This window comes from Pinisolibacter sp. (genome assembly GCF_036782435.1).
GTDB lineage: Bacteria > Pseudomonadota > Alphaproteobacteria > Rhizobiales > Ancalomicrobiaceae > CALBKH01.
In genome coordinates, this window is sequence record NZ_DAIPZB010000046.1 from 1 (window position 1) to 26,258 (window position 26,258).

General features: G+C 69.1%; 20 protein-coding genes and 1 tRNA gene. 8 read left to right on the forward strand and 13 right to left on the reverse strand.

Features of this window, described 5'->3' with window-relative positions:
* Positions 1-150: 150 nt before the first annotated feature.
* The 3 genes from V7Q42_RS17225 to V7Q42_RS17235 all read right to left on the reverse strand — a co-directional run bounded on the left by V7Q42_RS17225 (position 151) and on the right by V7Q42_RS17235 (position 1,982).
* A tRNA-His gene (locus V7Q42_RS17225) sits at positions 151-227 on the reverse strand.
* A gap of 282 nt (positions 228-509) precedes the next feature.
* Entirely contained in the window at positions 510-1,118 is a 609-nt protein-coding gene (locus V7Q42_RS17230; RefSeq protein ID WP_333825345.1) for a phasin, read from the reverse strand.
* A 480-nt stretch (positions 1,119-1,598) separates the two neighbouring features.
* A complete protein-coding gene (locus tag V7Q42_RS17235) occupies positions 1,599-1,982 on the reverse strand; it encodes a phasin (RefSeq protein WP_333825346.1) in 384 nt (127 codons plus the stop codon).
* Positions 1,983-2,401: 419 nt separating this feature from the next.
* Here V7Q42_RS17235 and V7Q42_RS17240 point away from each other — a divergent pair, with 419 nt between their 5' ends.
* The 3 genes from V7Q42_RS17240 to V7Q42_RS17250 all read left to right on the forward strand — a co-directional run bounded on the left by V7Q42_RS17240 (position 2,402) and on the right by V7Q42_RS17250 (position 10,435).
* Complete coding sequence (locus tag V7Q42_RS17240) at positions 2,402-7,123, forward strand: ATP-binding protein (protein ID WP_333825347.1); 4,722 nt, start codon at positions 2,402-2,404, stop codon at positions 7,121-7,123.
* A 182-nt stretch (positions 7,124-7,305) separates the two neighbouring features.
* Complete coding sequence (locus V7Q42_RS17245; RefSeq protein ID WP_333825348.1) at positions 7,306-8,286, forward strand: threonine dehydratase; 981 nt, start codon at positions 7,306-7,308, stop codon at positions 8,284-8,286.
* A gap of 355 nt (positions 8,287-8,641) precedes the next feature.
* Positions 8,642-10,435, forward strand: coding sequence for an AsmA family protein (locus V7Q42_RS17250; RefSeq protein ID WP_333825349.1), 1,794 nt, complete (start codon positions 8,642-8,644; stop codon positions 10,433-10,435).
* Between the two features lie 91 nt (positions 10,436-10,526).
* Here V7Q42_RS17250 and V7Q42_RS17255 read toward each other — a convergent pair whose 3' ends face one another.
* From V7Q42_RS17255 to V7Q42_RS17285, 7 genes are all read right to left on the reverse strand, one after another.
* Positions 10,527-10,874 (reverse strand): cupin domain-containing protein, encoded by a 348-nt coding sequence (locus V7Q42_RS17255; protein ID WP_333825350.1) that lies wholly within the window; start codon positions 10,872-10,874, stop codon positions 10,527-10,529.
* A 37-nt stretch (positions 10,875-10,911) separates the two neighbouring features.
* Complete coding sequence (locus V7Q42_RS17260) at positions 10,912-11,733, reverse strand: ABC transporter permease (RefSeq protein ID WP_333825351.1); 822 nt, start codon at positions 11,731-11,733, stop codon at positions 10,912-10,914.
* The gene (locus V7Q42_RS17265; protein WP_333825352.1) at positions 11,730-12,629 is read right to left on the reverse strand and encodes an ABC transporter permease; all 900 of its coding nucleotides are present in this window, start codon (positions 12,627-12,629) and stop codon (positions 11,730-11,732) included. Before V7Q42_RS17265 ends, V7Q42_RS17260 begins: the two co-directional genes overlap by 4 nt.
* Before the next feature lie 14 nt (positions 12,630-12,643).
* Entirely contained in the window at positions 12,644-13,792 is a 1,149-nt protein-coding gene (locus tag V7Q42_RS17270; protein ID WP_333825353.1) for an ABC transporter ATP-binding protein, read from the reverse strand.
* A 225-nt stretch (positions 13,793-14,017) separates the two neighbouring features.
* Entirely contained in the window at positions 14,018-15,127 is a 1,110-nt protein-coding gene (locus V7Q42_RS17275) for a polyamine ABC transporter substrate-binding protein (RefSeq protein ID WP_442958223.1), read from the reverse strand.
* A 140-nt stretch (positions 15,128-15,267) separates the two neighbouring features.
* Positions 15,268-16,647 (reverse strand): glutamine synthetase family protein, encoded by a 1,380-nt coding sequence (locus V7Q42_RS17280; RefSeq protein ID WP_333825354.1) that lies wholly within the window; start codon positions 16,645-16,647, stop codon positions 15,268-15,270.
* 5 nt (positions 16,648-16,652) lie between these two features.
* Entirely contained in the window at positions 16,653-16,892 is a 240-nt protein-coding gene (locus V7Q42_RS17285) for a hypothetical protein (protein WP_333825355.1), read from the reverse strand.
* Here V7Q42_RS17285 and V7Q42_RS17290 point away from each other — a divergent pair.
* The 5 genes from V7Q42_RS17290 to V7Q42_RS17310 all read left to right on the forward strand — a co-directional run bounded on the left by V7Q42_RS17290 (position 16,879) and on the right by V7Q42_RS17310 (position 23,363).
* Complete coding sequence (locus V7Q42_RS17290; RefSeq protein WP_333825356.1) at positions 16,879-17,622, forward strand: GntR family transcriptional regulator; 744 nt, start codon at positions 16,879-16,881, stop codon at positions 17,620-17,622. The genes V7Q42_RS17285 and V7Q42_RS17290 overlap by 14 nt on opposite strands.
* A gap of 83 nt (positions 17,623-17,705) precedes the next feature.
* Entirely contained in the window at positions 17,706-19,103 is a 1,398-nt protein-coding gene (locus V7Q42_RS17295) for a glutamine synthetase family protein (protein WP_333825357.1), read from the forward strand.
* Between the two features lie 281 nt (positions 19,104-19,384).
* Positions 19,385-20,779, forward strand: coding sequence for an aspartate aminotransferase family protein (locus V7Q42_RS17300; protein WP_333825358.1), 1,395 nt, complete (start codon positions 19,385-19,387; stop codon positions 20,777-20,779).
* 162 nt (positions 20,780-20,941) lie between these two features.
* Complete coding sequence (locus V7Q42_RS17305) at positions 20,942-22,231, forward strand: NAD(P)/FAD-dependent oxidoreductase (protein ID WP_333825359.1); 1,290 nt, start codon at positions 20,942-20,944, stop codon at positions 22,229-22,231.
* A 271-nt stretch (positions 22,232-22,502) separates the two neighbouring features.
* Entirely contained in the window at positions 22,503-23,363 is an 861-nt protein-coding gene (locus V7Q42_RS17310; RefSeq protein ID WP_333825360.1) for a prohibitin family protein, read from the forward strand.
* Between the two features lie 12 nt (positions 23,364-23,375).
* On the opposite strand, the gene V7Q42_RS17315 is transcribed toward V7Q42_RS17310, so the two are convergent.
* From V7Q42_RS17315 to V7Q42_RS17325, 3 genes are read right to left on the reverse strand one after another with little or no spacing between them, the layout of a single operon-like run.
* Entirely contained in the window at positions 23,376-24,641 is a 1,266-nt protein-coding gene (locus tag V7Q42_RS17315) for an FAD-dependent oxidoreductase (RefSeq protein ID WP_333825361.1), read from the reverse strand.
* 4 nt (positions 24,642-24,645) lie between these two features.
* On the reverse strand, positions 24,646-25,443 hold the full coding sequence (locus V7Q42_RS17320; RefSeq protein WP_333825362.1) for an ABC transporter permease: 798 nt from the start codon (positions 25,441-25,443) through the stop codon (positions 24,646-24,648).
* The gene (locus V7Q42_RS17325) at positions 25,433-26,203 is read right to left on the reverse strand and encodes an ABC transporter ATP-binding protein (RefSeq protein WP_333825363.1); all 771 of its coding nucleotides are present in this window, start codon (positions 26,201-26,203) and stop codon (positions 25,433-25,435) included. The genes V7Q42_RS17320 and V7Q42_RS17325 overlap by 11 nt, the downstream gene beginning before the upstream one ends.
* Positions 26,204-26,258 lie beyond the last annotated feature (55 nt).

Here is a 26,258-nt window from a genome sequence, read left to right on the forward strand (position 1 = left end):
ACATTAAACGCATCAAATCAACATGATGGTCCAACCGCGCACAGGTCTCATAATGCGTCGCGGTGGTCCCCCGGCGGGTTCCCAGTCCTACGAAACGACGAAAGCCGCCTTGCGGCGGCTTCGTGACGTCGATGAATTCGAAGTGGCGAGTGGTACAGCTGGGTGGACTCGAACCACCGACCTTCGGAGCCACAATCCGACGCTCTAACCAACTGAGCTACAGCTGCACGGGTCTCGACGGCGTCCTGATAGGGGATGACGTTCGCCTTGGCAAGAGCGGAATGCACCCGCCGCGCACCCCGTTCGCTCCGCAACGGCCTCCGGCGCCGCGAACAGCCGGTTCGAGCCCGGCGCCGCGAACGCCGCCACGGACGATCCGATCCGGTTCGGTCGTGAGTTCCCGAGCCGGAGGAGGCCGACACGTCCCCCGCCGACCGGCGCGAGGCATCGAGGCGGGAAGGGCGATCCGCCCGGCTCCCGCACCGATCGAACGACGCCCGCCTTCCGGATCAGTTGCCGGGCTTCAGCGTCTCGAAGGTCTTGGCGATGGCGTCCTTGGCCGGCTTGGCGGCGTCGGTCGCGACCTTGCCGGCCACTTCCTGCAGTTCCTTGGCCTGCGCGCTGATCGCCTCGAACTGCTGGCGCATGAAGGCCGACTGCAGCTCGATCGCTTCGGCGAAGGTCTTCACCGCCAGCATGCTCTTGGCGAAGCCGTAGGCCGCGTCGGAATTGGCCTTGACCGCGTCGATCGACTTCTCGTTGAGCTCGACCAGACCGGCGCGCGCCGTCTCGTAGGTGTCCTCGATGGCGTCGGTCGCCTCTTCGGCCGCTTCCTTGAGCTTGGCGAAACTCTCCTTGGCCTGGGTCATCGCCTTCTCGGCGAAGTCGCGGAACACCGCCGGGATCTCGGCCTGGGTCGCCGCCGAGAAATCGACGTTCGGCATCTCGAACTTCGGCATCTCGAAGCCGGGGATCTCGAACTTGGGGAACTCGAAGGCGCCGGCCGCGACGGTCTCGGCCTTGGACGCCGCCTCGGCGACGGGCTCGGCCTTCGGAGCGGCCTTGACGGCGGGCTTGGCGGTGGTGGGCTTACGGGTCGGGGTCTTCGCCTGGGTCATGTGCCTCGGATCTCCTGGTCGATGTCGGCGTTCACGCAACGGCCCACGGGGTGGCGCCCGGGCGCGATCGAACCGCTCTCTTCACGCGCCGACGCCATCGGACGTCGCAAACGACCGACGGCGCTCACTCCACGAATATCTCATACCCGTGATGAAGATGAGAAATTCGCGTCTCTCGGACGGCCGGATGCGACAGCATCCTCGGCCGTTGGTGGGACGAAACGGAAGCAGCAGGGGAAGCCTTCCGTCCAGCTTCGACATTAACCGAATTTGTGCTGCGATGCAATAAAATATTGCATCGCACAATTCGCCGATCGGAAAGCCTCGCCCCCCCCCGTTCGGCCGAAACGAAACAGCCGAAACGCGCGACGGGCGGCCGCGTCCGAGACGCGCCGCCCGTCGAATTCGTCGGTCCCGAGGACGTTCCGTGGATCCGATCGACGAGACGGAGCGAAATCCGCCTCGATCGGACCACCGGCCTCAGCCCTTGGTCACCTTCTCGGTGATCGAGGAGACGGTCTTGGCCGCGGCGTCGCCGATCTGACGGACCTGCTCGCCGAAGGAGGCGGCCTGGGCCTTCAGATAGTCGCTCTGCAGCTTGAGGATCTCCTGCGGATCCTTGGCCTGGACCAGCTTCTGAGCGTGTTCGAACACCGAGGCGATGTTCTCTTCGGCCAGCGACAGGACCTTCTTGTTGAGGTCGAGCGCACCCGACTGGACGGTGGTCGAGGACGCCTCGACCTTGGACACGGCCTGATGGGTGGCGGCGAGGAAGTCGTCCACGGCCTTCTTGGCCTGTTCGACGCTCTTCTCGGCGAAGGTGCGGATCTGCTCGGGAATCTCGAAGGTCTTGTCGGCAGCCATCTTGCTCTCCATGGCCCGGCGTGGGTGGCCGGTCTCATCGCATCTCTGGGGTGGGTGAGCTCCGTTCACCCGTGACCGATTTCTCATTCGAACCCCGGCCACGGGATCTTCATAGCAGAAGCCATTGTGCACTGCAACATGAATTTCGCGATCGCGAAACGATCCGCTTCGCGGGCGCGTTTCCGGGATTAACCCTCGGCGACGATAGCGCCCACCGCGACCCCGACGCCAGTGGACCCCCCATCGTCATCGACTATATTAACGAAGTGTTGACGGCCCGGATCGGAACGGGACGATCCGCTTCTCCATGAGCTGTGGAGATCGGGGACCGTGGTTCGGGCGACGTCGACCGGCGCGCATCTTCCGCACATCTCACGGAGACGCACGCGCGAAGTGTGACGAGAAGGTTTGCGAGCGCGATGAGCGAGAAACTCAACTCGATCTGGCCGATCCTGGCGCGAGACGGCGTCGGCGATGCGATCGGCGACGCACGCCCGGCCTTCGTGGTCACACCCGACGGCCGGTTCCTGCATTTCGCCAACGCTGCCGGCGCCCGTTTCCTGAACCTCGCCCCGGCGCGCGCCCTCGAGGCGCGTCTGACGCTCGAACCCCGTCTCGCCGATCGTCTCGTCCGGTTCGCCGCGACCGCGCGGCAGGGCGACACCTCGCGCGAGCTGCTGCGCTTCTTCGACGGCCTCCGCTCGTCGCTCCTGTCGGTCGGCTTCCGCCGGCTCGCCGACGATGCCGTCTTCGTCACCGTCGACAACGCCCGCACCGATCCCGCCGACGCCGATCCCGCCGCCAGCCTCGAGGCGATCGCCGCGGAGGGCGGTCTCGTCGCCCTCTTCGATCGCGACGGCGAAGTGGCGGCGTCGCTCGGCGATCACGCCGCCCTCGACGGCGTTCAGGACGAGATCGAAGCGGCCCTCGACGCCGAGGACGGCGACCCGGTCTTCGACCACCGCGTCGAAGCCGCCGGCCGTGCCCATCGCCTGACCCTGGTGCGTCTCGGCGACGCCGAGCATCCCCGCCGTCTGCTGCGCGTCGGCCCGGCCGAAACGATCGCCGCCCCGGCTCCGACGGCCTCGACGGCACCGACCCCCGTATCGGTCCTCGAGGTTCCTGCCGCCGTCACGGCCCCGCCCCACCCCGAGACCGGACACGCGGACGCCGCAACCGTCGCAACCGCTGCAACCGCAGCCGCTGCCGTCGCGCCGGTGACGGACACCGCCACGACGGTCCGGCCGGAGATCCCCGAGGCCGTCGTGCCACCGGCCGCCTTCCACGGCGAAGAGGCGACCGAAGACCTCGCCGAAGCCATCGCCGCCGTAACCGGCACCCCGCCGACCGACACGGCGACACCCGCCACCGATGCGCCCTCCCCGGCCGCGACGGCACTGCTCGCCGAAATCGAAGCCGTCACACCACGGCCTTCGGCGCCGATCGAAGGCGCGACGGAAACCGTGGTCGCCGACGAAACGACACTCGCGGTCGAAACGTTCGCCCCGCCCGAAATCGTCGAAGCCGGCGAAACAACCCCTGTCGGCATCTCGGAGATCGAGGTCGGTGAGTTCACCGCAGCCGCCCCGGCGGAGGACGCGGCGGCCGAGACTTCCGAGGATACCGTCGCCGCGCCGCCGCCGGCCGGGTCCGTCTCCACCTTCCGCCGCAGTCCGATCGGACGGGCGGTGAAGTTCGTCTGGCAGATGGACGCGGAACGCCGCTTCACCCTCGTCTCCGACGAGTTCGCCACCGCCGTCGGCCCGCGCGCCGCCGCCATCGTCGGCCGGAGCTGGCGCGAGGTCGCCGACGACTTCGGCCTCGATGGCGACGGACGCGTCGCCACCGCCCTCGACCGGCGCGACACCTGGTCGGGACGCACCGTGCTGTGGCCGATCGAGGGCGAGGCGTTGCGCCTGCCGGTCGATCTCGCCGCGCTGCCGGCTTTCGATCGCGGCCACGTCTTCGCCGGCTATCGCGGCTTCGGCACCGTCCGCGGCGAGGAAGCGATCCCCGATCCGACCGCCACCGGCCTGCGCCTCGCCGCCGCCGTGGCAGCGGAGGCCCCGGCTCTCGCCGTGGCGACACCGCCGGCGACGCCCCTTGCACTCGCCGTACCACCGGCCGAATCGGGGATCGCCCCCGAGATCGAGACCGCCGACTTCGCCCCACCGTCCTACCCGGACGACAGCGAAGTGGCGCTGGTCGAGGCCACGCATCCCCACGTCGCGGAACCGGCGCCCGACGCGGGCGAAGCGGCTTTCGCCGGTGAGATCGACATCGATCGTCCCGTCCGAGCGATCATGCCGTCGGCGATGCCCGACGTCTGGTTCGACGACGAACTCGCCCTGGCGATGGCGACCCTGCCGGCCTGCAGCGAAGGCGGCTACGACGAGGACGTCGAAGCGCCGAGCCGACCGGTCGTCGAGGAACCGGCGACCGATACGGCGGAGCCGACGCCGATCACCGCCGCCACGGCCGAGGCCGCCGACGAGAGCCTCGAAGGCGCGACCCCGGCGACGGCGCTCCGCGACGGTGACACCTCCACGCAGGCGTCGCTCGACGCCGACGCGGCTGCGGCGGACCTGCTCGACGACGGCGCCTCCGAAGCCGAACCGCTCGCGACCGTGCCTCATGCGGCCGGGCCCGCCCCGAACGCGACCGCCGTGATCGAGGACGCTCCGGCCGCGCCGCTCGCCCCGCATGCCGAGGAGGCGCGTCTCGCCGCCGCAGCGCTCTTCGCCGCCGACGAAGGCGAGGGCGAAAGCGAAGCCGCGACGCCCGCCGCCGAACCCGTGACCTCGTCGCGGGAGTCGCGTCTGGCCCAGGCGCCCGCCACTCTGCGCGCCGCCGTCGCCGCGATCGAGGCCCGCGCCGCCGAACTCGAGTCGCACGGCGTCTCGGTCACCGACGGCGACCACGACGGGACGACCGCAGCCCACGTTGGTGACGCCGTCGCCGACGAGACGGCTCCCACGACCGAGACCGCCGCGACGCGCGACCTCGCCGCGCCCGAGCCGGATGCCGCGGCCGACGATGACCTCACCGTCGCGGAACGCGAGCCTGCGGGCGACGCGACGACGGCTCGCACCGACGAAGGTCCGTCGACACTCGCCGAGGACGACGCATCCGCGTCCCCGGCGCCGGACCATCCCGCGATCGCGACCGCCCCGGCGAAGGCCGTCGCCACGCCGGTCGGCGAGACCGCGACGCGGATCGTCGCCCTCGCCGCCACCACGCGTCCGCCGGTCGACGCCGCCAGCCTGTCGCAGCCCGAACGCGTCGCCTTCCGCCAGATCGCCGAAGCTCTCGGCGCGCGCATCGAAGGCGAGAACGTCGCCGCCCGCACCGCGCCCGTCGCATCGAAGCCGACCGGCACCGCAACCGAAGCTCCGCCGGTCCCGTCGCCCTCCGCGGCGAGCGAACCGGCATCTCCGCCGGCCGCGACGATCGGGGCGACGCCCGCGGCGATCGTCTCCCACGACACCCGTCTGCTCGACGGCCTGCCGGGCGCCGTCGCGGTAGTCAAGGACGACAACCTCGCCTACGGCAACGCCGCCTTCCTGCGCCTGCTCGGCTATCCCGATCTCGCCACCCTCGAAGCCGAGGGCGGGCTCGATTCGCTCTTCGCCGGCGAGCACGTCGCCCGCCGCTGGAAGGTCGGACCCGACGGCAGCCGCCCGGTCCCGGTCCTGACGCGCGACGGTCGCGTCGTCCCGGTCGACGCCCAGGTGGCGACCATACCTTGGGCCGGCGGCTCGGCCCTGATGCTGACCCTCGCCGAAGTCGAGGTCGCCGAGGAGACGGGCACCGTCGCCCCCCCGGCGACGGGCGAAGCCGCCGACCGGGAGATCGCGGCCCCGGCCGAAACCCTGCCGGCCGCGGCCGCCTCCCTTCTCGCCGAACCGACACCGCCCGAACCCGCCGTGAGCGCGCCGACCACCACCGAACCGGCGACGGCGATGCCCGGCACGATCGACGCCGCGGCGATGGCGCCGGCCGCGCTCGCCGATGTCGGTCTGCGCGAGCGCGTCGCCGAACTCGAGGCGATCATCGACACCGCCACGGACGGCGTGCTGATGCTCGACGCCGAGGGCACCATCCTCTCCGCCAACCATGCCGCGGAGGCGCTGTTCGGCACCGACCGCGCCGACATGATCGGCCGCTCGCTCACCGACCGTCTCGCCCCGGAGAGCCGCCGCTCGGCGATGGACTATCTCGACGGCCTCACCCGCAACGGCGTGGCGAGCGTGCTCAACGACGGCCGCGAGGTGATCGGCGTGGTCGAGCGCGGCGGGCTCATCCCGCTGTTCATGACCATCGGCCGCATCTCCGCCGATCCGTCGCGCAAGTACTGCGCCGTGCTGCGCGACATCACCCACTGGAAGAAGTCGGAAGAAGACCTCACCGCCGCCCGCCGCCGCGCCGAGGAGGCGAGCGTCCACAAGTCCGACTTCCTCGCCAAGATCAGCCACGAGATCCGCACGCCGCTCAACGCCATCATCGGCTTCTCCGAGGTGATGATGGACGAGCGCTTCGGACCGATCGGCAACGAGCGCTACAAGGACTACCTGCGCGACATCCACTCCTCCGGCTCGCACATCATGAGCCTGATCAACGACCTCCTCGACCTCTCCAAGGTCGAGGCGGGCAAGATGGATCTGCGCTTCGAGGCGGTGGCGCTCGGCGACATCATGGCCGAATGCGTGGCGATGATGCAGCCGCAGGCCAATCGCGAACGCATCATCATCCGCTCGTCGCTGCCCGCCGGCATCCCGCCGGTGGTCGCCGACCCGCGTTCGGTGCGTCAGGTGATGCTCAACCTCCTGTCCAACGCCATCAAATTCACCCCGTCGGGTGGACAGGTGATCGTCTCGACCACGCTCGAGGACTCCGGCGAAGTGGTGATGCGGGTGCGCGACACCGGCTACGGTATGACCGAGAAGGAATTGCAGACGGCGATGGAACCGTTCCGCCAGCTCCACACCACCCGCTCCCGCGGCGGCGGTACCGGCCTCGGCCTGCCGCTCACCAAGGCGCTGGTGGAGGCCAACCGCGCGGTGCTGCGGATCGACTCGACCGTCGGCCAGGGCACGCTCGTCACCGTCACCTTCCCGGTCACACGAGTGCTGGCGAGCTGATATCGACCGGAAGAGCATCACATACTCCAATTAATCAAAATTGGAGTATGTGATGCTCTCTTTTGATCGATTGTTGGAACTTCAGATTTGATTTTTCCATAGATGAGGCATTACGTTTCTGGAAAACCGCCTCGCCGAGCCGCTCGGCGTTCTTCCCCGTTCCAGCGACGGACCCGCCGCTCATGTTCAGCCTCGCCGATTTCCGCGCCGCCGCCGACATCATCGGCCGTCACATGGCCCCGACGCCGCAATACGCTTGGCCGCTGCTCGCCGACGAACTCGGCGTCGAAACCTGGGTCAAGCACGAGAACCACACGCCGACCGGCGCCTTCAAGCTGCGCGGCGGCTTGGTCTACGTGACCCGGCTCCGCCGCGACCGTCCCGAGGTCAAGGGCGTCGTCTCCGCCACCCGCGGCAATCACGGCCAGTCGATCGCCTTCGCCGCCCGCTCCGCCGGACTGCCCTGCACCATCGTCGTGCCGCACGGCAATTCCGCCGAGAAGAACGCCGCGATGCGGGCGCTCGGCGCCGACCTGATCGAAGCGGGCGCCGATTTCGAGGCCGCCAAAGCGGTCGCCGCCGATGTCGCCGCGACCCGAGGCTTCGAAATGGTGCCCTCCTTCCACCCCGACCTCGTCCTCGGCGTCGGCACCTACGGCATCGAACTGCTCTCCGCCGTGCCCGATCTCGACGTCGTCTTCTGTCCGATCGGCATGGGCTCCGGCATCTGCGGTCTCGTCCACGCCAAGGCTGCGCTCGGCCATCGGGTGTCGATCGTCGGCGTCGTCTCCGACACCGCCCCCGGCTATCGCCTGTCGATGGAAGCCGGCCGGCCGATCGCCACCGACGCACCCGCCTCCACCTTCGCCGACGGCATGGCGGTGCGCGCGCCATCGGCCGAGGCGCTCGAGGTGATGAAGGCCGGCGTGTCGAGGATCGTCGAGGTCGACGACGATTCCATCGCCGACGCCGCCCGTCGCCTGTTCTCCACCACCCACAATCTCGCCGAAGGCGCCGGCGCCGCCGCCCTCGCCGCCCTCACCGCCGAACGGCAGCGCTGGCACGGCGCCAAGGCCGCGGTGATCCTGTCGGGCGGCAACATCGACCGCGCCTGGTTCCGCACCGTCCTCGACGGCGGCACGCCGCATCCGGCCGCCGCCTGAGACCATCGGCCATCGAAAACGACCGATGGTATTCCCGGCGCGAATTTCTCCTGCCTCTGACGCAAACGAGAAATTCGCGTGTCTTCGAGAGCCGGGCGCGTGAGCGCCGTCGGCCTTTGGTATGACCCGGCGACCCGGAACGGTTGCGACCCGATGGGAACATCCTCGTGGCCGCCGGCGGCCGCGGGAGGCCCACGGAGCGCATGATGCATGCATGCTCTCCATCGCTCGCGGACGGATGCCTCCCGCTCCGGTCCGGACCGTGACGGCGCCGGCCGGCGGTCGATCGCCGTCGTCCACCGCCACCACCGCGAAAGCCGTTGCGTCCACCCCGCGGCGGCGCTAACCACCTCTCATGGCTCGTTTCGCCCCCACAGCCGCACCGAAGCGCCTCCGACGTTCGGCTCTCGTGATCCTCGCCCTCGTCCTCGCCGTCTTCGGCGCCATGACGATCCGGGCGACGATCACCGTCGACACCGCCCGCGCCGAGGTCGAGGAGAGCCTGAGCGCGCTCGCCGGGGTTCCGCTGCATCTCGGCGGCGTCGCCACCGCGCGCCTCCTACCCTGGCCGAGCGTCCGCTTCGACGACGTCTCCCTCCGGCGCCGGGGCGACGGTCGCGCCGTCGCCACCATGGCCTCCCTCGACGTCTCCCTCGACGTCGCCGCGCTGCTGCTCGGCCGACTGCGCGCGGAAGACCTGCGCCTCACCCATCCCGACGTCCATCTCGATCTCGGTGACACGCGGCCGACGATCCCGGCCGTCGTCACCGCGATCGCCGAATGGAAGCCGATCTCGGTGACGGTGGAGAAGGGCCGCTTCGCCCTGACGACGACCGCCGGCGAGGAGGTACTCGACACCGTCGACGCGCGCCTGTCCTGGCCGCGCCCCTCGGCCAATCTGCAATTGCGGGCGGGCTTCCGCTGGCGCGGGGAATCCCTCGGCTTCGACCTCGACAGCCCGTCGCCGGTCCGCCTGCTCGCCGGCGAGACCGGTGCCGCGTCGCTGCGGCTCACCTCCGCACCGCTGCGCCTCGCCTTCTCCGGCACCGGAGGACTGACCTCCCCCGTCCGCTTCGAAGGCACCGGCGACGTCGAGATCGTCGATGCGGTACGCTTCGCCCGCTGGACCGGTCTGCCGCGAACCCGCGATCTTCTCGCCGGGCGCTTCCGCCTCGACGGCCGCCTGACCACCGACTCGCGCGGCGCCACCATGCCGGACGCCCGCCTCGACGTCGCCGGCAACAAGGCCGAGGGCGCGCTCACCCTGCGCTGGGATGCGGCGCGTCCGCGCCTTTCGGGCACCGTCGCTTTCGCCGCCCTCGATTTCACCTCCGGACGACGGCGTCCCTTCGGCGCCGGATGGCCCGATTTCCCCTTCGATCGCGACGTCCGGTCCCTCGACCTCGACCTGCGCCTCTCGACCCCGAGCGTGAAACTGCCGGGCACGACCCTGACGCGGGTCGCCGCCGCGCTCCACGTCTCCGAGGGACGGCTGCGCGCCGAGATCGGCAATGCCGAACTCTTCGGCAAGCCCGTCTCCGCGACGCTGCGCGGCACATTGGGCGGCGGCGGTCTCGAAGCGCAGATCCGAGCCGGTGGCGAAGAACTGCCGCTCGCCGACATCGCCAAGCTCTTCACCGTCCCCGGCGTCGAAGCCGGGAAGGCCTCCGTCAACTTCGACGGAGAGACCCGCTGCCTCACCCTCGGCGCCTGCTTCGCCGCGACCTCCGGTCACGTCCGCATCGACACCCGCGCCACCAAGGTGACGGGCACCTCGCCCTTCGCCGACATGTCGCGCTTCCGTCCGATCGTGCCGCAGGCGAACGGCACGACCGTCACCACCGCCTGGGAAGCCGTCGCCGTCGACATGCGTCTGGCCGGCGCGCGCGCCACCGTCGATCGCGTCGAGATCCTCGGTCAGGACGCCCGCTTCCTCTTCACCGGGAAAGGCGATCTGGCGAGCGGCGCGGTCGACCTCACCGGTCACGCCTATTTCCCGGCCTTCCGCCCCGACCCCGCCCGCACCGGCACCAACGAGGTGGCGGTACCGCTGCGCATCGGCGGCACCCTGCGGCGGCTCGAGATCGCCGCTCCCGACGCCGCCCCGCCTCCCGAGCCGCAGCCGCTTCCGACCCCCGCCGCGCCCTGAAGTCCGACGGTGTCGGCGCGCCGTGCGCCCGCACCGGCCGTCGAGCGGCACCGAACGCATCTCCACAGCGATGCGGTGGCGACAAGGGTCTTCAGGCGACGATCGCGTAGATCTTGCGCACCGGCTCGATCGTTTCCCACACGCCGCGGAAGCCGCGCGGGATCGCGAAGGCGTCGCCGACGCCGAACTCGCGGGGCGCGCCCCCGTCCTCGGTGAGCCGCACCCGGCCGGCGAGGATCACGCAGAGCTCGTCCTCGTCGTAGGCGACGCGCCAGGCGCCGACCTCCGACTGCCACACCCCGGTGAAGAATCCCGCGTCCGCGTTCTCGTAGCCCGGCCGGAGGCCGGTCGACGGATCGCCGGAGACGAGCTTCTCCGGCGCGATCTTCTCGTCGAGATCGGCGATCGGCGCGAGCGACAGGGCGACGACGTCGGGCATGGAACCTCCACGAGGCGACATTGGTGGAACCGGGCGGTCACCCGCCCGCGGCGAAAGCGGCGCGTTCGGCCTTCTCGCGTTCCGCTTCCTGGCGTTTGGTGAGGATCGAGGCGGCGATCACCGCGATCGAGACGACCGCGATCATCAACGTGCACACCGCGTTGATCTCCGGCTTCACCCCGAGGCGGACGTCCGAATAGATCTTCATCGGCAGGGTCGTTGCCCCCGGCCCGGTGGCGAAGGAGGCGATGACCAGATCGTCGAGCGACAGCGTGAAGGCGAGCATCCACCCCGACACCACCGCCGGCCAGATGATCGGCAGGGTGATGCGGAAGAAGGTCCCGACAGGCCGGCAGCCGAGATCCATCGCCGCCTCCTCGAGGCTCTTGTCGAAGCCGACGAGCCGCGACTGCACCACCACCGCGACGAAACACATGGTGAAGGTGATGTGCGAGAGGGTGATGGTCCAGAAACCGCGATCGAAGTCGACCGCCACGAAGAGCAGCAGCAGCGACAGACCGGTGATCACCTCCGGCATCACCAGCGGCGCATAGACCATGCCGGAGAACAGGAGCCGCCCGCGGAACCGCCCGAACCGGGTGAGCGCGATCGCCGCCATCGTGCCCAGCACCGTTGCCACGCTCGCCGACAGCATCCCGACCTTCAGCGTCACCCAGGCGGCGTCGAGCAGTTGTTCGTTGTCGAACACTTCGCCGTACCAGCGTGTCGACCAGCCGCCCCAAACCGCGACCGAGCGCCCGGCGTTGAACGAGTAGATCACCAGGATGACGATCGGCAGGTAGAGGAAGGAGAAGCCGAGCGCCAAAGACGTGGCGTTGAACCAGGTGAACCGTTTCATCGCTCGGCCTCCTGAGCCTTCGCCTGGGCGTTCTGGAAGACGACGATCGGCACCACCAGCAGCATCAGCAGCGTGATCGCGACGGCGGAGGCCGCCGGCCAATCGCGGTTGTTGAAGAACTCCTCCCACAGCGTCTTGCCGATCATCACCGTGTCGGACCCGCCGAGCAGGTCGGGGATGACGAACTCGCCGACCGCCGGAATGAAGACCAGGAACGATCCGGCGATGACGCCGGGGACCGACAGCGGGAAAGTCACCCGCCAGAACGCCTGCAGCGGCGTACAGCCGAGATCCTGCGCCGCCTCGATCAGCGTGTCGTCGAGCTTCTCGAGGCTCGAATAGAGCGGCAGCACCATGAAGGGCAGGTAGGAATAGATGATGCCGATGTAGACCGCCCGCGTCGTCGCCAGGAAGGTGATCGGCTCGTCGACGAGACCGAGCGACACCAGCACCCAGTTGAGCAGCCCCTCCTCCGACAGGATGCCGATCCAGGCGTAGACGCGGATCAGGAACGACGTCCAGAACGGTAGGATCACCATCATCAACAGCGTCGGCCGCCACGCCTTCGGCGCCCGCGCCATGCCGTAGGCGAGCGGGTAGGCGACGAACAGCATCAGGACGGTCGAAGAGAGCGCGATCCACACGCTGGAGAGATAGCTCTCGACGTAGATGCTCTCGGAGATCAGCCGCCCGTAGTTCATGGCGGTGAAGTCACCGATCTTGGTCCACACCTCGGCGAGCGAGGCGAACACCGGCTCGTAGGGCGGCGCCGCGATGATGCTCGTCGACAGCGAGATCTTCGCCACGATCAGGAACGGCACCAGGAACAGCACCACCATCCACAGATAGGGGATGCCGATCACCACCCATCTGCCCCATCGTCCGCCGCCGGTCATCGCCGATCCCTCCCTCACGACGTGAGCACGACGCCCGAGGACCGCGACCAGAAGAGCCAGACCCGGTCCTCCCAGCCGATCGGCCGCTCGACGGTGCGATCGACGTTGGCGACGGTGGCGCGGATGGTGGCGCCGCTGTCGAGTTTGACGTGATAGACCGAGACGTCGCCGATGTAGGCGATGTCCCAGACCGTGCCGGCGACGGCGTTGTGCGACACGTCGGCCGGCGCCTCGTGGGCGATGCGCACCTTCTCCGGCCGGACCGCCAGCCACACCGTCGCGCCGACCGTGGTGGCGATCGCATCGTCGACCACGAGCGGCACCGCCGGCGAGGTCCCCTCGATGCGGATGGTCCCGCCCTCGATACCCGAGACCCGCCCCTCGATCAGGTTGATGTCGCCGATGAAGTCGGCGACGTAGCGCGAGTTCGGCTGCTCGTAGATCTCGGAGGGACCGGCGACCTGGATGAGCTTGCCGTGATCCATCACCGCGATGCGGTCGGCGACCGTCATCGCCTCCTCCTGATCGTGGGTGACGATCAGGAAGGTCATGCCGAGCTGCTGCTGCAGGTCCATCAGTTCGAACTGGGTCTCCTCGCGCAGCTTCTTGTCGAGCGCCCCGAGCGGTTCGTCGAGCAGCAGCACCTTCGGCCGCTTGGCCAGCGACCGGGCGAGCGCCACGCGCTGGCGCTGACCGCCGGAGAGCTGATGCGGCTTGCGCTTGGCGAACTTCTCGAGCTTGGTCAGCTTGAGCATCTCGGCCACCCGGACCTCGATGTCCGCCTTCGGCATCTTGTCCATGACCAGCCCGAAGCCGATGTTCTTCTCCACCGACATGTGCGGGAAGAGAGCGTAGGACTGGAACATCATGTTGACCGGCCGCTCGTAGGGCTGTTTGCCCGCGAGATCCGTGCCGGCGAGCAGGATCGCCCCCTCGCTCGGATGCTCGAAGCCGGCGAGCATCCGCATCAGCGTGGTCTTGCCGCAACCCGACGGACCGAGCAGCGCGAAGAACTCCCGCTCGTAGATGCCGAGGGAGACGTCGTCGACCGCGGTGAAGTCACCGAAGCGCTTGACCACGTTTCGGAATTCGATCAAGGGCTTCGCCGCCGGATCGTTCCACGGCGCGAATTTGCGTCGGACCGGACCGAGTGTCTTCGCCATGCCCTACCCTCGCGGTTTCGCTGAAACACCGTCCCCACGCGGGACTTGCTCTCGGTGCGCGATGGTTCGAGACGGACCTTCGGCCCTCCTCACCATGAGGCGCAAGCGGACTGCCGAGCCGATTTCGAACGCCTCGTGGTGAGGAGCGCTCGGGAACGAGCGCGTCTCGAACCATCGCGCAAGACCGTGTGGCCGGGCCCGCCCCGAGGAGCGGGCCCGCCGCCCTCACTTGCGCTTCATCTCGCGCCACACCCGGGTCAGGTCGCGCTGCGACTTCTGGTCGAAGGGCGAGATGACGTAGAGCTTCTTCATCGTCTCTTCCGACGGATAGATGCTCCGATCGTCGAGGATCGCCTTGTCGACGAACTTCTGGGCCTCCAGGTTGCCGCTCGGGTACTGGATGAAGTTCGACGCCTTGGCGATCACTTCCGGCTTCATCATGTAGTTGATGAAGGTGTAGGCTTCTTCGACGTGCTCGGCATCCTTCGGGATGACGAAGTTGTCGAAGAACATGTAGGCGCCTTCCTTCGGAATGATGTAGCCGATCTCGACCTTCTTCTTCGGGTCGGTGACCGTCTTGTTCTTCTCCTCGGCGCGGCTGGCAGCCTGCTTGATGTCGCCGGACCAGCCGATCACCATGCAGACGTCGCCGTTGGCGAGCGCATTGATGTACTCGGAAGAGTGGAACTTGCGGATCGCCGGGCGAATCTTCTTGAAGTGCGCCGCCGCTTTCTCCAGGTCTTCCTTCTTCTTGCTGTCCGGATCGAGGCCGAGGTAGTTCATCACCGCCGGGACGATCTCGTCGGGCGCGTCGAGCATCATGACGCCGCAGCTCTTCAGCTTCAGCACGTACTTCGGATCGAGCGCCAGCTTCCAGCTGTCGAGCGGTGCGTCGGGAACCAGTTCCTTGATCTTGGCGACGTTGTAGCCGATACCGGTGGTGCCCCACATGTAGTTGACGGCGTATTTGTTACCGGGATCGTACTTGGCGAGGATGTCGGTGACCACCGGCCACATGTACTTGAGGTTCGGCAACTTCGACTTGTCGAGGGAGGTGAAGACACCGGTCTGGATCTGCCGGCCGAGGAAGTTGCCCGACGGCACCACCACGTCGTAGCCGGTCTTGCCGGCGAGCAGCTTGGTCTCGAGCAACTCGTTGGAGTCGAAGACGTCGTACTTGACCTTGATCCCGGTCTCCTTGGTGAAGTCCTCGAGGATCGCCGGATCGATGTAGTCCGACCAGTTGTAGACGTTGACGACCTTCTCCTGCGCCTGCACACCGGTGACACCCGTGAGCGCGATCACGGCAGCCGAGGCGATGAGATGCTTCTTCATGATCAATCCTCTCCCTCTGGGTCGCCCGCCTGTCGCACGCGGGAGCCCGGACCGAAACTAACTCCGAATTCCACTTCCCGTCAGCCCGAAGCGCGGGCACCCGCGCTCAAAGAGAAAGCGCCGGCGAACCGGCGCTCCCTCTAGAGATAGGTCATGCGTTCGAGCGGCGTGATCTCGGCCTCGAACGCCGCGACTTCCGCCTTTTTCAGATGGGCGAAGAGGCTGCGGTATTCGACGCCCATGGCTCGTCGGATGAATTCGGATCGCTCGAACAGCCTGACCGCGTCGTCCATCGCGTCGGGCAGGCGCTGCGCCGGCTCCTCGTAGGCATTGCGGATGATCGGCGCCGGCGGCGCGATCTCGCGTTCGAGCCCCTCCATCATGCCCGCCAGAATGGCGGCGAGCACCAAGTAGGGATTGGCGTCGGCACCGGCGATGCGGTGTTCGAGCCGTCGCGCCTCCGCCGGGCTCGCCGGCACGCGCACCCCGACCGAGCGATTGTTGTAGCCCCACGACGCCGTGGTCGGGGCGTAGGACCCCGGCTGCATGCGCCGATAGCCGTTCCAGGTCGGCACGAACAGCAGCGTCGCAGCGTTCATCGTGTCGATGAGACCGCCGATACAGTGCTTCAGCCTGGTCTCGCCCGAGGTCGGATCGGAGAAGATGTTGCGTCCCTTGCCGTCGAGCAGCGACACGTGGACGTGCAGCCCGTTGCCGGCGACGTCGATGAACGGCTTGGCCATGAACGAGGCCTTGAGCCCGTGCTTGCGCGCCACCTCGGTGACCAGACGGCGCAGCATCACCCCGTCGTCGGCCGCCGCCATGGCGTCGGCGCGGTGCTTGAGATTGACCTCGAACTGGCCGGGCGCGGCCTCCGACACCATCGTGTCGACCGGCAGCCCCTGCTTCTTGCCGTAGTCCCAGATGTCGGCGAACACCGCACGGTATTCGGCGAGATCCTCGAGCGCGTACATGTTCTGCGGGCTCGGCCCGGAAGTGGCGCGATAGACCGGCGACGGCATGCCGTTGGGCATCGGCGGCGCCTTCGGGTCGAGCAGGTAGAACTCGAGCTCGATGGCGCAGCACGGCGTCAGCCCGGCCGCCTTCATGCGGTCGACGACCTTGGCGAGGCACACCCGCGGATCGCCGTCGAAGGGTTCGCCGCGCTCGGTGTGCATCGTCAGGATCACCTGCGCCGTCGGCCGCTCGGCCCACGGCACGATCCGCAAGCTGCCCGGCACCGCCCGGCAGAAACCGTCGCGATCGCCGGTCTCCACGTGCAGACCGGTCTCCATCACCTCGCGCCCCCAGACGTCGAGGCCGTACATCGAGACGGGGAAATTGATGCCGTCGGAGAAGGCCTTCTTCAGGCTCTCCACCGGCGCCCACTTGCCGCGCAGCACGCCGTTCGAATCGGTGATGAGATATTCGACCGCCTCGATGTCCGGGTGGGCGGCGAGGAAGCGCTCGAGCTCGCTCGACGCCTGCGTCTCCTGAACCGCCTCGGAACCATCGCTCACGATCGTCACTCCACCACGTCGAGCCGTCCCGGCACACCGTCCGCGACGGGCGCCCACCCGCCGGCGACCACCACGGCACCATTGGCCGAGTTGCCGAGTTGCAAGTCGGCGAAATTGTGATCACATTGATCCGAAGCTGTCAATCGCGCGCCGCCGGCCGTCCGCCCGACCCGCGCACCGGACCGCATGTCACCGTGGCGTGGCGACCGGGTGGGTCCGAAGGAGTGAACGATGAAACGCGGCATCGATCAACCTCCCCCTCTCGGTGGCGTGGGTCCACCCGACGACGAGACCGCCGTCGACGGACCACTCCACGACCGAGTCTACCGTCAGCTCCGTCACGCCCTGGTGACGGGACGTATCGTCCCCGGCCGCGCCGTGACGCTGCGCGGCCTCGCCCAACAGCTCGGCGTCTCGCCCATGCCGGTGCGCGAAGCGATCCGCCGCGTCTCGGCCGAAGGCGGTCTGGTGGTCGGCGCCAACCGTCGCGTCTGGGTGCCGGCGATGGACGGCGAGCGTTACGACGAACTGATCCGCGCCCGCACTCTCCTGGAGCCGGAAGCGGCCGTCCGCGCCCTGCCCCACATCGATCGCGAGCGGCTCGACCGGCTGCGCGACATCGACGATTCCATCGACGTCGCGCTCGAACGCGGCGATGTCGAAGCCTACATGGCCGGCAATCACCGTTTCCATTTCGAGATCTACGCCGCCAATCCGTCGCGGGTGCTGGTGCCGCTGATCGAGAGCCTGTGGCTGCAGTTCGGCCCCTTCATGCGCTCGGTCTACGGCCGGCTCGGCACCGCCGCGCTGGTCGACCACCACGTCGTCGCGCTCGACGCCATCATCGCCCGCGACGCCGAAGCGCTCGCCGCCGCGATCCGCGCCGACATCCTCGAGGGCATGGAACTGATCGCCTCCACGGTGCTCGCGGCCGGCCCCGTCGGCGACGAGGAGGTCGACCGCCGCCGCGCCTGAGCCGACCGCGCGCCGTCACGCCCCCGGTTGACGGACGTCACCGGCTCCAGCAGAATGTGATCACATTTCATGCGAGGTGGCCAATGGCCAAGAAGAAGAAGAGTTCCGGTTCGCCGGCCGATCTGCGTGGCGTCGCCGATGCGGCGGCCGCCGCCGACTGGCTCGACGATCGCGGCCTCGAGGACATCGAGTGCATCGTTCCCGACATGTCGGGGGTGGCGCGCGGCAAGATGATGCCGGTGGCCAAGTTCGTCGATGCGCCGATCATGTCGATTCCCGGCTCGATCTTCACCCAGACGATCACCGGCGACTACCCGACCGAGGACGACGAGTTCCAGATCGATGCCGCCGACAGCGACATCAAGCTGGTGCCCGACTATTCGACCCTCGCCGTCGTCCCCTGGGCCTCGGACCCGACCGCCCAGATCATCCACGACGCCTATCATCAGGACGGCCGGCCGGTGGAGATCGCGCCGCGCCAGCTCTTGCGCCGCATCGTCGCCCTCTACGAGAAGAAGGGCTGGAAGCCGATCGTCGCGCCCGAGCTCGAGTTCTATCTGGTCGAACGCAACCAGGACCCCGACTATCCGCTGAAGCCGCCGGTCGGCCGTTCGGGACGCCCGGAGAGCGGTCGCCAGTCCTACTCGATCGCCGCGGTCAACGAGTTCGACGATCTCTTCGACGACATCTACGACTTCTCCGAGACCCAGGGGCTGGAGATCGACACCCTCATCCACGAAGAGGGCGTCGCGCAGATGGAGATCAACCTCCGCCACGGCGATCCCCTGGCGCTGGCCGATCAGGTGTTCCTGTTCAAGCGCACCATCCGCGAGGCCGCGGTGCGCCACGACATGTACGCCACCTTCATGGCCAAGCCGATCGCCGGCGAGCCGGGTTCGGCCATGCACATCCACCAGTCGGTGGTCGACCTCGAGACCGGCGAGAACATCTTCTCCAACGGCGACGGCGGACCGACGCCCGAGTTCTTCCACTTCATCGGCGGGCAGCAGAAGTTCCTGCCCAATGTGATGTGCATCCTCGCCCCATACGTGAACTCCTACCGCCGGCTGATGCGCATGTCGGCGGCGCCGGTCAACGTCCATTGGGGCTACGACAACCGCACCGTGGGCTTGCGCATACCCAATTCCTCGCCCGCCGCCCGCCGCGTCGAGAACCGGGTGCCGTCCTCCGACGCCAACCCCTATCTCGCCATGGCCGCGTCGCTGGCCTGCGGTTACATCGGCATGACCCAGGGCATCAACCCGGGCAACCCGGTCGAAGGCTCGGCCTACGACCTCGACTTCGGCCTGCCGCGCGGCCTGCTCGAAGCGGTCGCCCTGTTCGAGGAATCGGAAGAACTCGGCGAGATCTTCGGCCCCTCCTTCTCCGCCACCTACCGGGCGATCAAGAGGGCCGAATTCGAAACCTTCATGCGGGTGATCTCGCCCTGGGAGCGCGAGTTCCTGCTCTTGAACGTGTGAGGCCGACGGCCACGAACGCCCGAGAGGAACGAGACCCCGAACCCGCTCTCCGCCGTCATCCCCGGCGAGGGAGCGTCAGCGACCGAGGGAAGGGGATCCAGGCGGCGCCGACCGGAACCCGCGACACCGCCTGGATCCCCCTCCCCTCCGCACCCTCCGGGTGCTCCGGCCGGGGATGACGGCCGAAAGCAGACCGAACCCACCGCCGGGTCGACCGATCCGGCGAACGAGTTCTTGCGCCCGAACGGGCGAACCGACGAGCCCGGGAGACCGACCCCACGATGCGCCCCTCCAACCTCTACCCGACCGCCGAACTGCGCGCCCTCGACGCCGACCACTACCTACACCCCTTCACCGACTTCCACGCGCTCGCGGCGGAAGGAAGTCGCGTCATGGTGCGCGGCGACGGCGTCTGGCTGACCGACTCGGACGGCAAGCGCTATCTCGACGGCATGGCCGGGCTGTGGTGCACCAACGTCGGCCACGGCCGTCGCGAGATCGCCGACGCCGTCCACGAGCAGATGCTGGAGCTCGCCTACTACAACTCCTTCTTCAAGACCTCGAACGCCCCGGCCATCCGCCTCGCCGACAAGCTCGCCCAGATCGCGCCGGCGCACGTGAACAAGGTGTTCTTCTGCGGCTCGGGCTCCGAGGCCAACGACACCGTCTTCCGCATGGCGCGCTGGTACTGGGCGCTGCGGGGCAAGCCCGAGAAGAAGATCTTCATCTCCCGCCGCAACGCCTATCACGGCTCGACCATCGTCGGCGCCTCGTTCGGCGGCATGACGCCGATGCACGCCCAAGGCGATCTGCCGATCCCCGGCGTCACCCACATCGCCCAGCCCTACTGGTTCGGCGAAGGCGGTGACATGAGCCCCGACGAATTCGGCGTCTGGGCCGCGTGCGAGCTGGAGCGCGAGATCGATCGGCTCGGTGAAGACAACGTCGCCGCCTTCGTCGCCGAACCGATCCAGGGGGCGGGCGGCGTCATCATCCCGCCGGAGACCTATTGGCCGGAGATCCGTCGCATCTGCTCCGAGCGCGGCATCCTCCTCGTCGTCGACGAAGTCATCTGCGGCTTCGGCCGCACCGGCGAGTGGTTCGGCTCCCAGACCTACGGCGTCGAGGCCGATCTCATGCCGATCGCCAAGGGGCTGACCTCCGGCTACCTGCCGATGGGCGGCGTACTGGTCTCCGACCGCGTCGCTGCGGTGATCACCGCCGAAGGCGCCGAGTTCAACCACGGCTTCACCTATTCCGGCCACCCGACCTGCGCCGCCGCGGCACTGGCGAACCTCGCCATCATCGAGCGCGAGGGCCTCGTCGCCCGCGTCCGCGACGACATCGGCCCCTATCTGAAGGAGCGCTGGCTGCGCCTCGGCGACCATCCGCTCGTCGGCGAGGCGCGTATGAAGGGCATGGTCGGCGCCCTCGAACTGGTGCCGTCGAAGCCGTCGCGCACCGAGAAGTTCGCCGACGTCGGCAAGGTCGGCACCATCGCCCGCGACATCTCCTTCGGCAACGGCCTCGTCATGCGCGCCGTCCGCGACAGCCTGATCCTGTCGCCGCCGCTGACCCTCACCCACCTCGAGGCCGACGAACTCGTCCGCCTCGCCGAGAAGACCCTGAACGACACCTGGATGGTGTTGAAGAAGGAGGGCCTGGTGAAGGGCTGACGACCTTCGCCCGACGCCTGCATCGAGGCGATGCCACTCGCGGCATCCACCCATCACGGCGACGCTCCCCGCGCCGCCGTGGCTCCCGAATGGACACCGGAGACGAGGGCGCCGCGCCCGAGCGGCGCCGTTTCGCCGCCGCAACCGAAGGGATCGCGCCCCATGCACCCGACCGCTCTCCCCCACGCGCCCTCCTATTACGCCGCGACCGCACATCCCGCGCCGCCGCGGCCGGCACTCACCGGCGACACCTCCGCCGACGTCTGCGTCATCGGCGCCGGCTATACCGGGCTCTCGACCGCGCTGCATCTGGCGAAGAAGGGTCGCTCGGTCGTGGTGCTCGAGGCCAACCGCGTCGGCTGGGGCGCTTCCGGCCGCAACGGCGGCCAGCTCCATTCCGGCCAGCGCCGCGACCAGGAGACGCTGGAGAAGTGGTACGGCGAAGCGCGCGCCCGCGTTCTCTTCGACCTCGCCGAAGAGGCCAAGCGCACCGTCAAGGAGCTGATCGCCACCCACGCCATCGACTGCGACTGGCGCGACGGCCTCATCCACGCCGTCCACAAGAAGGCCTGGCTCTCGGACGCCGAGGCCGAGGTCGAGCACCTCGTCTCACGCTACGGCTATCCCGGCACCTCGCTCCTCGACGCGGCGCAACTCTCCGCCGCCATCGGCACCGACGTCTATCACGGCGGCTGGCGCGACGGCACCGCCGGCCATCTCCACCCGCTCAACTACGCCCTCGGCCTCGCCCGCGCCGCGGAAGAGGCCGGCGTCCGCATCCACGAGGCCTCGCGCGTCACCGAGATCTCGCCGCCGCGCGGCGGCGCCACCCGGGTCGCTACCATGACCGGCGCGGTGACGGCGCCCGACGTCGTCGTCGCCGCCAACGGCTATCTCGACGGGCTCGACCGCGAGATCGATTCCCGCGTCATGCCGATCCGCAACTACGTGGCGGCGACCGCACCGCTGGGTGATCTCGCCGAACGCCTGATCCCCGGTCGCGAGGCGGTCGCCGACAGCCGCTTCGTCGTCCACTACTGGCGCCTCTCCGCCGACGGCCGGCTGATCTTCGGCGGCGGCGAGACCTACGGCCGCAGCGACCCGAAGGACGTCGCCGGCTTCGTCCGCTCTCACATGGCGAAGATCTATCCCGGCCTCGCCGACGTCCCGATCGACTTCGCCTGGGGCGGCACCCTGGCGGTGACCATGAATCGCATGCCGTTCTTCCGCCGCCTGCGCCCCGGCCTCTACACCGCCGCCGGCTATTCCGGCCACGGCGTCGCCATCGCCAGCTTCGCCGGCAAGCTCCTCGCCGAAGCGATCGACGGCGACACGGCGCGCTTCGACGTCATGAGCGCCATCCCCGCACCGCGCTTCCCCGGCGGCCCTCTCTTCCGCACCCCGACCCTGATCCTCGCCATGAGCTGGTTCGCCCTGCGCGATCGGTTGTGAGCCGGCGGCGGAGAACGGGAGTACATTCGGCCGACGAGACGACCCTCCGTGATCTTCGCGATTGCCGGACGGCGCGCGCGGCCCCATCTTCGAGGAACGACGGATCCGCCGCGGCTCGCCGGCACGATCCGGAGCGTCGCCGCGCCGCCCGCCGCGCCGCCGGCCACGCCGAGACGATGATCGTGAGCGCCGGAGATCGCCGATGGCCCCCTCGTCCCGCGATGCGCTTCCCTCGCCGACCGCCCTCCAACCCCCGTCCGGAGGCAGGTTCATGCGGTTTTTGAAAACCCTCGTCGTCGCGGTCGCCATCCTCTTCGGCGTCGGCCTGTTCTTCGGCGGCTTCTACACCGTGGCGCCGGGCGAACGCGGTGTGCTGATCCGCCTCGGCTCGATCGTTCGCGTCTCCGAGCCCGGCCTCCACTTCAAGATCCCCTACGTCGACCGCGTCCAACCGGTCTCGGTGCAGACCCACGTCATGCGCTTCGAGAAGGTGGAGAGCTACTCCAAGGACCAGCAGCCGGCCGACGTCCGCATCTCCGTCAACTACGAGATCCCGCCCTCGGTGGTCGCCGAGGTGGTCACCGAATTCGGCGACGAGCATCAGATGGTCGATCGCCTGATCGCGCCGCGCGTCCATTCCGAATTCAAGATCGTCTTCGGCCAGTTCACCGCCGTCACCGCCATCCAGGAGCGCGGCCGGCTCTCGGCCGAGGCCGCCGCCGCCCTGCAGCACGCCGTCCAGGGACCGGTGCGCATCGTCGCTCTGCAGATCGAGAACATCGACTTCTCCGACGTCTACGAAAAGTCGATCGAACAGCGCATGCTGGCCGAGGTCGAGGTGCAGAAGCTGCGCCAGAACGCCGAGCGCGAGAAGGTCCAGGCCGAGATCACCGTGACGGTCGCCCGCGCCAACGCCGACGCGGTGCGTCAGCGGGCGCTGGCCGACGCCGAAGCGATCAAGGTCAAGGGCGAGGCGGAAGCCGCCGCCATCCGCGCCCGCGGCACGGCGTTGAAGGAGAACCCCGGCCTCGTCGATCTCGCCGCCGTCGAACGCTGGAACGGCGTCCTGCCGGCCCAGATGATCCCCGGCGCGGCGCTACCCTTCGTCAACGTCGGCGACAAGGTGAAGTGACACCACGGCGGCTCAAAACACCGCCCCCTGCCGCGCGAGTTCCGCCCGGACCGCGGTGACGTCGTCGCTGAGGGCGGCGGCGACGCCGCTCGCGTGGCCGGTGGCGAAGGCGGTGCCCATCACCCGCGCCGAGGCATAGGCGGCCGGATCCGCCCCGACCGTCCGCCCGCCGAACCACAGATCGTCGAAATCGGCCGAGCGCAACGCCCCGAGCGGGATGCCGTAGGCGCCGTCCGCGCCGATCTGCCGGTATTCGACCTTGCCCGGACCGCCGTGGATCTCCATCGGCCACCCGCCGAGCGCCACCTCGTCGGCGCGCCGCATGCCCGCCGCGAGCGCGGTTTCGCGTAACGGTTCGCGCGTCGCCGCATGACGGCTCTCGCGGATGCCGATCGCCGGCCCGGTGGCGACGATCGTCGCCCTCTCGAACCCCGGCGCGACGCGCCGGAGCGCCTCGACCCCGCGCCGGACCGCGGCACGGCCGTCGCATTCGGCCCGCGTCAGATCCGCCCCGTCGAGCCCGTTGGTCTCGACCTCGACGGCGAGCCACCAGATGTCGTCGGTGCCCGGCAGGATCGACACGAAGCCGCCGTCGGCTCGAAGTTCCGCCACGCCGAGCCGCCGGTCGATCGTCGCCATCGCCGCCGTCCGCGCCGCCCGATCGAAGGCCGGCCGCGGCGCCACACCGCCGAGGCGGACCGGAAAGGAGGCCGGCTGGATCGGCCCGGAGGGGGCATGCAGCGGACAGGGCGAGGCACCGGCGGCGAAAGCGAGCACCGCTTCACCGGAGCAGTCGACGAAGGCCCGCGCCGTGACCTCACGCAGGCCCCGCGGATCGGCGAGCCGCAGCGCCTCGATCCGCCGTCCGCGCGTCGTCACGTCGACGACCGACGTGTGCAAGAGGAGCTCGAGCCCCGGCCCCTCCGCCAGTCGATCGAGCGCCACCTTGGTCGCTTCGGGGTCGAGACGGATGTTCCAGTTGCCGGTCGCCGAGTGATAGGGCGCGACGTCGACGCCCATCGCCTCGAGTTCGGCGAGCGCCATCGCCCCGACCCCGCCGACCAGCCGCGCCGGCGGCCTTCCGCCGCCCGACCCCGGCCGTTGCGGGAAGAAGCCGCACCAGGCGAGCACCGAGGAACGCGTCGCCGCGCCACCGAGAAAGCCGTAGGCCTCGACGAGCAGGGTCCGCGCCCCGGTCCGCGCCGCCCCGACCGCAGCGGCCACCCCGGCACTGCCGCCACCGACCACGATCACGTCGAAGCGCTCGGTTTCGCTCATGGCGTCACCGCCAGCGCAGCAGGCGGCGTTCGGCGACGCCGATGAGGGAGGCGACGACCAACCCGAAGCCGGCGAGGATCAGCACGCCGGCGATCAGCCGATCGGTCTGCATCAGATTGCCGGCGGAAAGCACCAGCGCGCCGACGCCGTGCTCGGCGCCGATCATCTCGGCGGCGGTCAGGAGAATGATGCCGATCGAGGCGGAGATGCGCACGCCCGAGAGCAACGCCGGCATGGCACCCGGCAGCACGATCTTGCGGACGATGTCGCCGGTCGGGACACCGAAACTCTGCGCCATGCGGATCAGCGAGCGATCGACCCCGTCGACGCCGCCGAAGGCGGCGATCGCCATCGGCGAGAAGACGCCGAAGGCGATGGTGGCGTATTTCGACGCCTCGCCGATGCCGAACCAGACGATGAACAACGGCAGGAGCGCGATCTTCGGGATCGGGAACAACGCCGATACCAGCGGCAGGGCCGTCGAGCGCGCCAGGGTCGACAGACCGATGGCGAAGCCGACGGCGATGCCGGCGCTCGCCCCGAGCACCCACCCGACCGCCAGCCGCCGGATCGACGCGCCGAGATGACGCCAGATCTCGCCGCTCGCCACCATGTCGACGAAGGCGGTGGCGACCTCGCCGGGACGCGGCAACGCCAACGGCGAGATCCAGCCGCGCGCCGTCGCCACCCACCACAGGAGGACCAGAGCGGCGAAGGTGAGCGGCGCGGCGATCCGCCGGCTGCCCGGTGCGAACCCGCCACCGCGGAACGGCACTTCGCGAAGGCGCGGTTCAGGCGACATCGATCAACTCCCGATCGGCGATCGCAGCCTCCTCGCGGATCGACGCCCAGATGCGCGCACTCGCCGCGATCACCTCCGGGTGGCCGTCGTGCCGTTCGTCGAGAGGCGGCGCGATCGTCACGATGTCGCGGATCCGCCCCGGCCGACGCGACAGCACGACGACCCGGTGCCCGAGCTGCACGGCTTCCGCGAGATTGTGGGTGACGTAGACGGCGGTGAACCGCGTCTCGATCCACAGCCGCTTGAGATCGGCCATCAACAACTCGCGCGTCTGCGCGTCGAGGGCGGAGAGCGGCTCGTCCATCAGGAAGATCGCCGGCTCGACCACCAGCGCCCGGGCGATCGCCGTGCGCTGCTTCATGCCGCCGGAGAGCTGCTTGGGATAGGCCGTCGCGAAATCGGCGAGGTCGACGCGGGCGAGCGCCGCCGCCACCCGCGCCTCACGCTCGTCGCGCGCCAGACCGAGATGCTCGAGCGGCAGCCCGACGTTGTCGGCGACCGTCCGCCACGGCACCAGGGCGAAATCCTGGAAGACGTAGGTCAGCGGATTGAACGAGCCCGCCGGCGGCTCACCCGACATGAGTACACGGCCCACGCACGGCCGTTCGAGCCCGCCGAGAAGCCGCAGCAGCGTCGACTTCCCGCAGCCCGACGGCCCGAGCACCACGACGATCTCGCCGCTGGCGATCTCGAGGCTGACGTCGTCGAGCACGTTCAGCGATCCGTAGGATTGACGGATGTTCTCGACGATCAGTTCCATCGCTGCCTCGTCCGGTTCCGCATCGCGGACCGTCTCTGCGCCATCGGCCCCGTGT

Bases quoted from the DNA above. Each gene is read 5' to 3' on its own strand.
- V7Q42_RS17250 (WP_333825349.1), top strand. From the start codon at position 8,642: ATGGCTCGTTTCGCCCCCACAGCCGCACCGAAGCGCCTCCGACGTTCG.
- V7Q42_RS17310 (WP_333825360.1), top strand. From the start codon at position 22,503: ATGCGGTTTTTGAAAACCCTCGTCGTCGCGGTCGCCATCCTCTTCGGC.
- V7Q42_RS17270 (WP_333825353.1), bottom strand. From the start codon at position 13,792: ATGGCGAAGACACTCGGTCCGGTCCGACGCAAATTCGCGCCGTGGAAC.
- V7Q42_RS17295 (WP_333825357.1), top strand. From the start codon at position 17,706: ATGGCCAAGAAGAAGAAGAGTTCCGGTTCGCCGGCCGATCTGCGTGGC.
- V7Q42_RS17320 (WP_333825362.1), bottom strand. From the start codon at position 25,443: ATGTCGCCTGAACCGCGCCTTCGCGAAGTGCCGTTCCGCGGTGGCGGG.
- V7Q42_RS17235 (WP_333825346.1), bottom strand. From the start codon at position 1,982: ATGGCTGCCGACAAGACCTTCGAGATTCCCGAGCAGATCCGCACCTTC.
- V7Q42_RS17285 (WP_333825355.1), bottom strand. From the start codon at position 16,892: ATGCCGCGTTTCATCGTTCACTCCTTCGGACCCACCCGGTCGCCACGC.
- V7Q42_RS17245 (WP_333825348.1), top strand. From the start codon at position 7,306: ATGTTCAGCCTCGCCGATTTCCGCGCCGCCGCCGACATCATCGGCCGT.
- V7Q42_RS17275 (WP_442958223.1), bottom strand. From the start codon at position 15,127: ATGAAGAAGCATCTCATCGCCTCGGCTGCCGTGATCGCGCTCACGGGT.
- V7Q42_RS17315 (WP_333825361.1), bottom strand. From the start codon at position 24,641: ATGAGCGAAACCGAGCGCTTCGACGTGATCGTGGTCGGTGGCGGCAGT.
- V7Q42_RS17230 (WP_333825345.1), bottom strand. From the start codon at position 1,118: ATGACCCAGGCGAAGACCCCGACCCGTAAGCCCACCACCGCCAAGCCC.
- V7Q42_RS17260 (WP_333825351.1), bottom strand. From the start codon at position 11,733: ATGAAACGGTTCACCTGGTTCAACGCCACGTCTTTGGCGCTCGGCTTC.
- V7Q42_RS17265 (WP_333825352.1), bottom strand. From the start codon at position 12,629: ATGACCGGCGGCGGACGATGGGGCAGATGGGTGGTGATCGGCATCCCC.
- V7Q42_RS17325 (WP_333825363.1), bottom strand. From the start codon at position 26,203: ATGGAACTGATCGTCGAGAACATCCGTCAATCCTACGGATCGCTGAAC.
- V7Q42_RS17300 (WP_333825358.1), top strand. From the start codon at position 19,385: ATGCGCCCCTCCAACCTCTACCCGACCGCCGAACTGCGCGCCCTCGAC.
- V7Q42_RS17290 (WP_333825356.1), top strand. From the start codon at position 16,879: ATGAAACGCGGCATCGATCAACCTCCCCCTCTCGGTGGCGTGGGTCCA.
- V7Q42_RS17255 (WP_333825350.1), bottom strand. From the start codon at position 10,874: ATGCCCGACGTCGTCGCCCTGTCGCTCGCGCCGATCGCCGATCTCGAC.
- V7Q42_RS17305 (WP_333825359.1), top strand. From the start codon at position 20,942: ATGCACCCGACCGCTCTCCCCCACGCGCCCTCCTATTACGCCGCGACC.
- V7Q42_RS17240 (WP_333825347.1), top strand. From the start codon at position 2,402: ATGAGCGAGAAACTCAACTCGATCTGGCCGATCCTGGCGCGAGACGGC.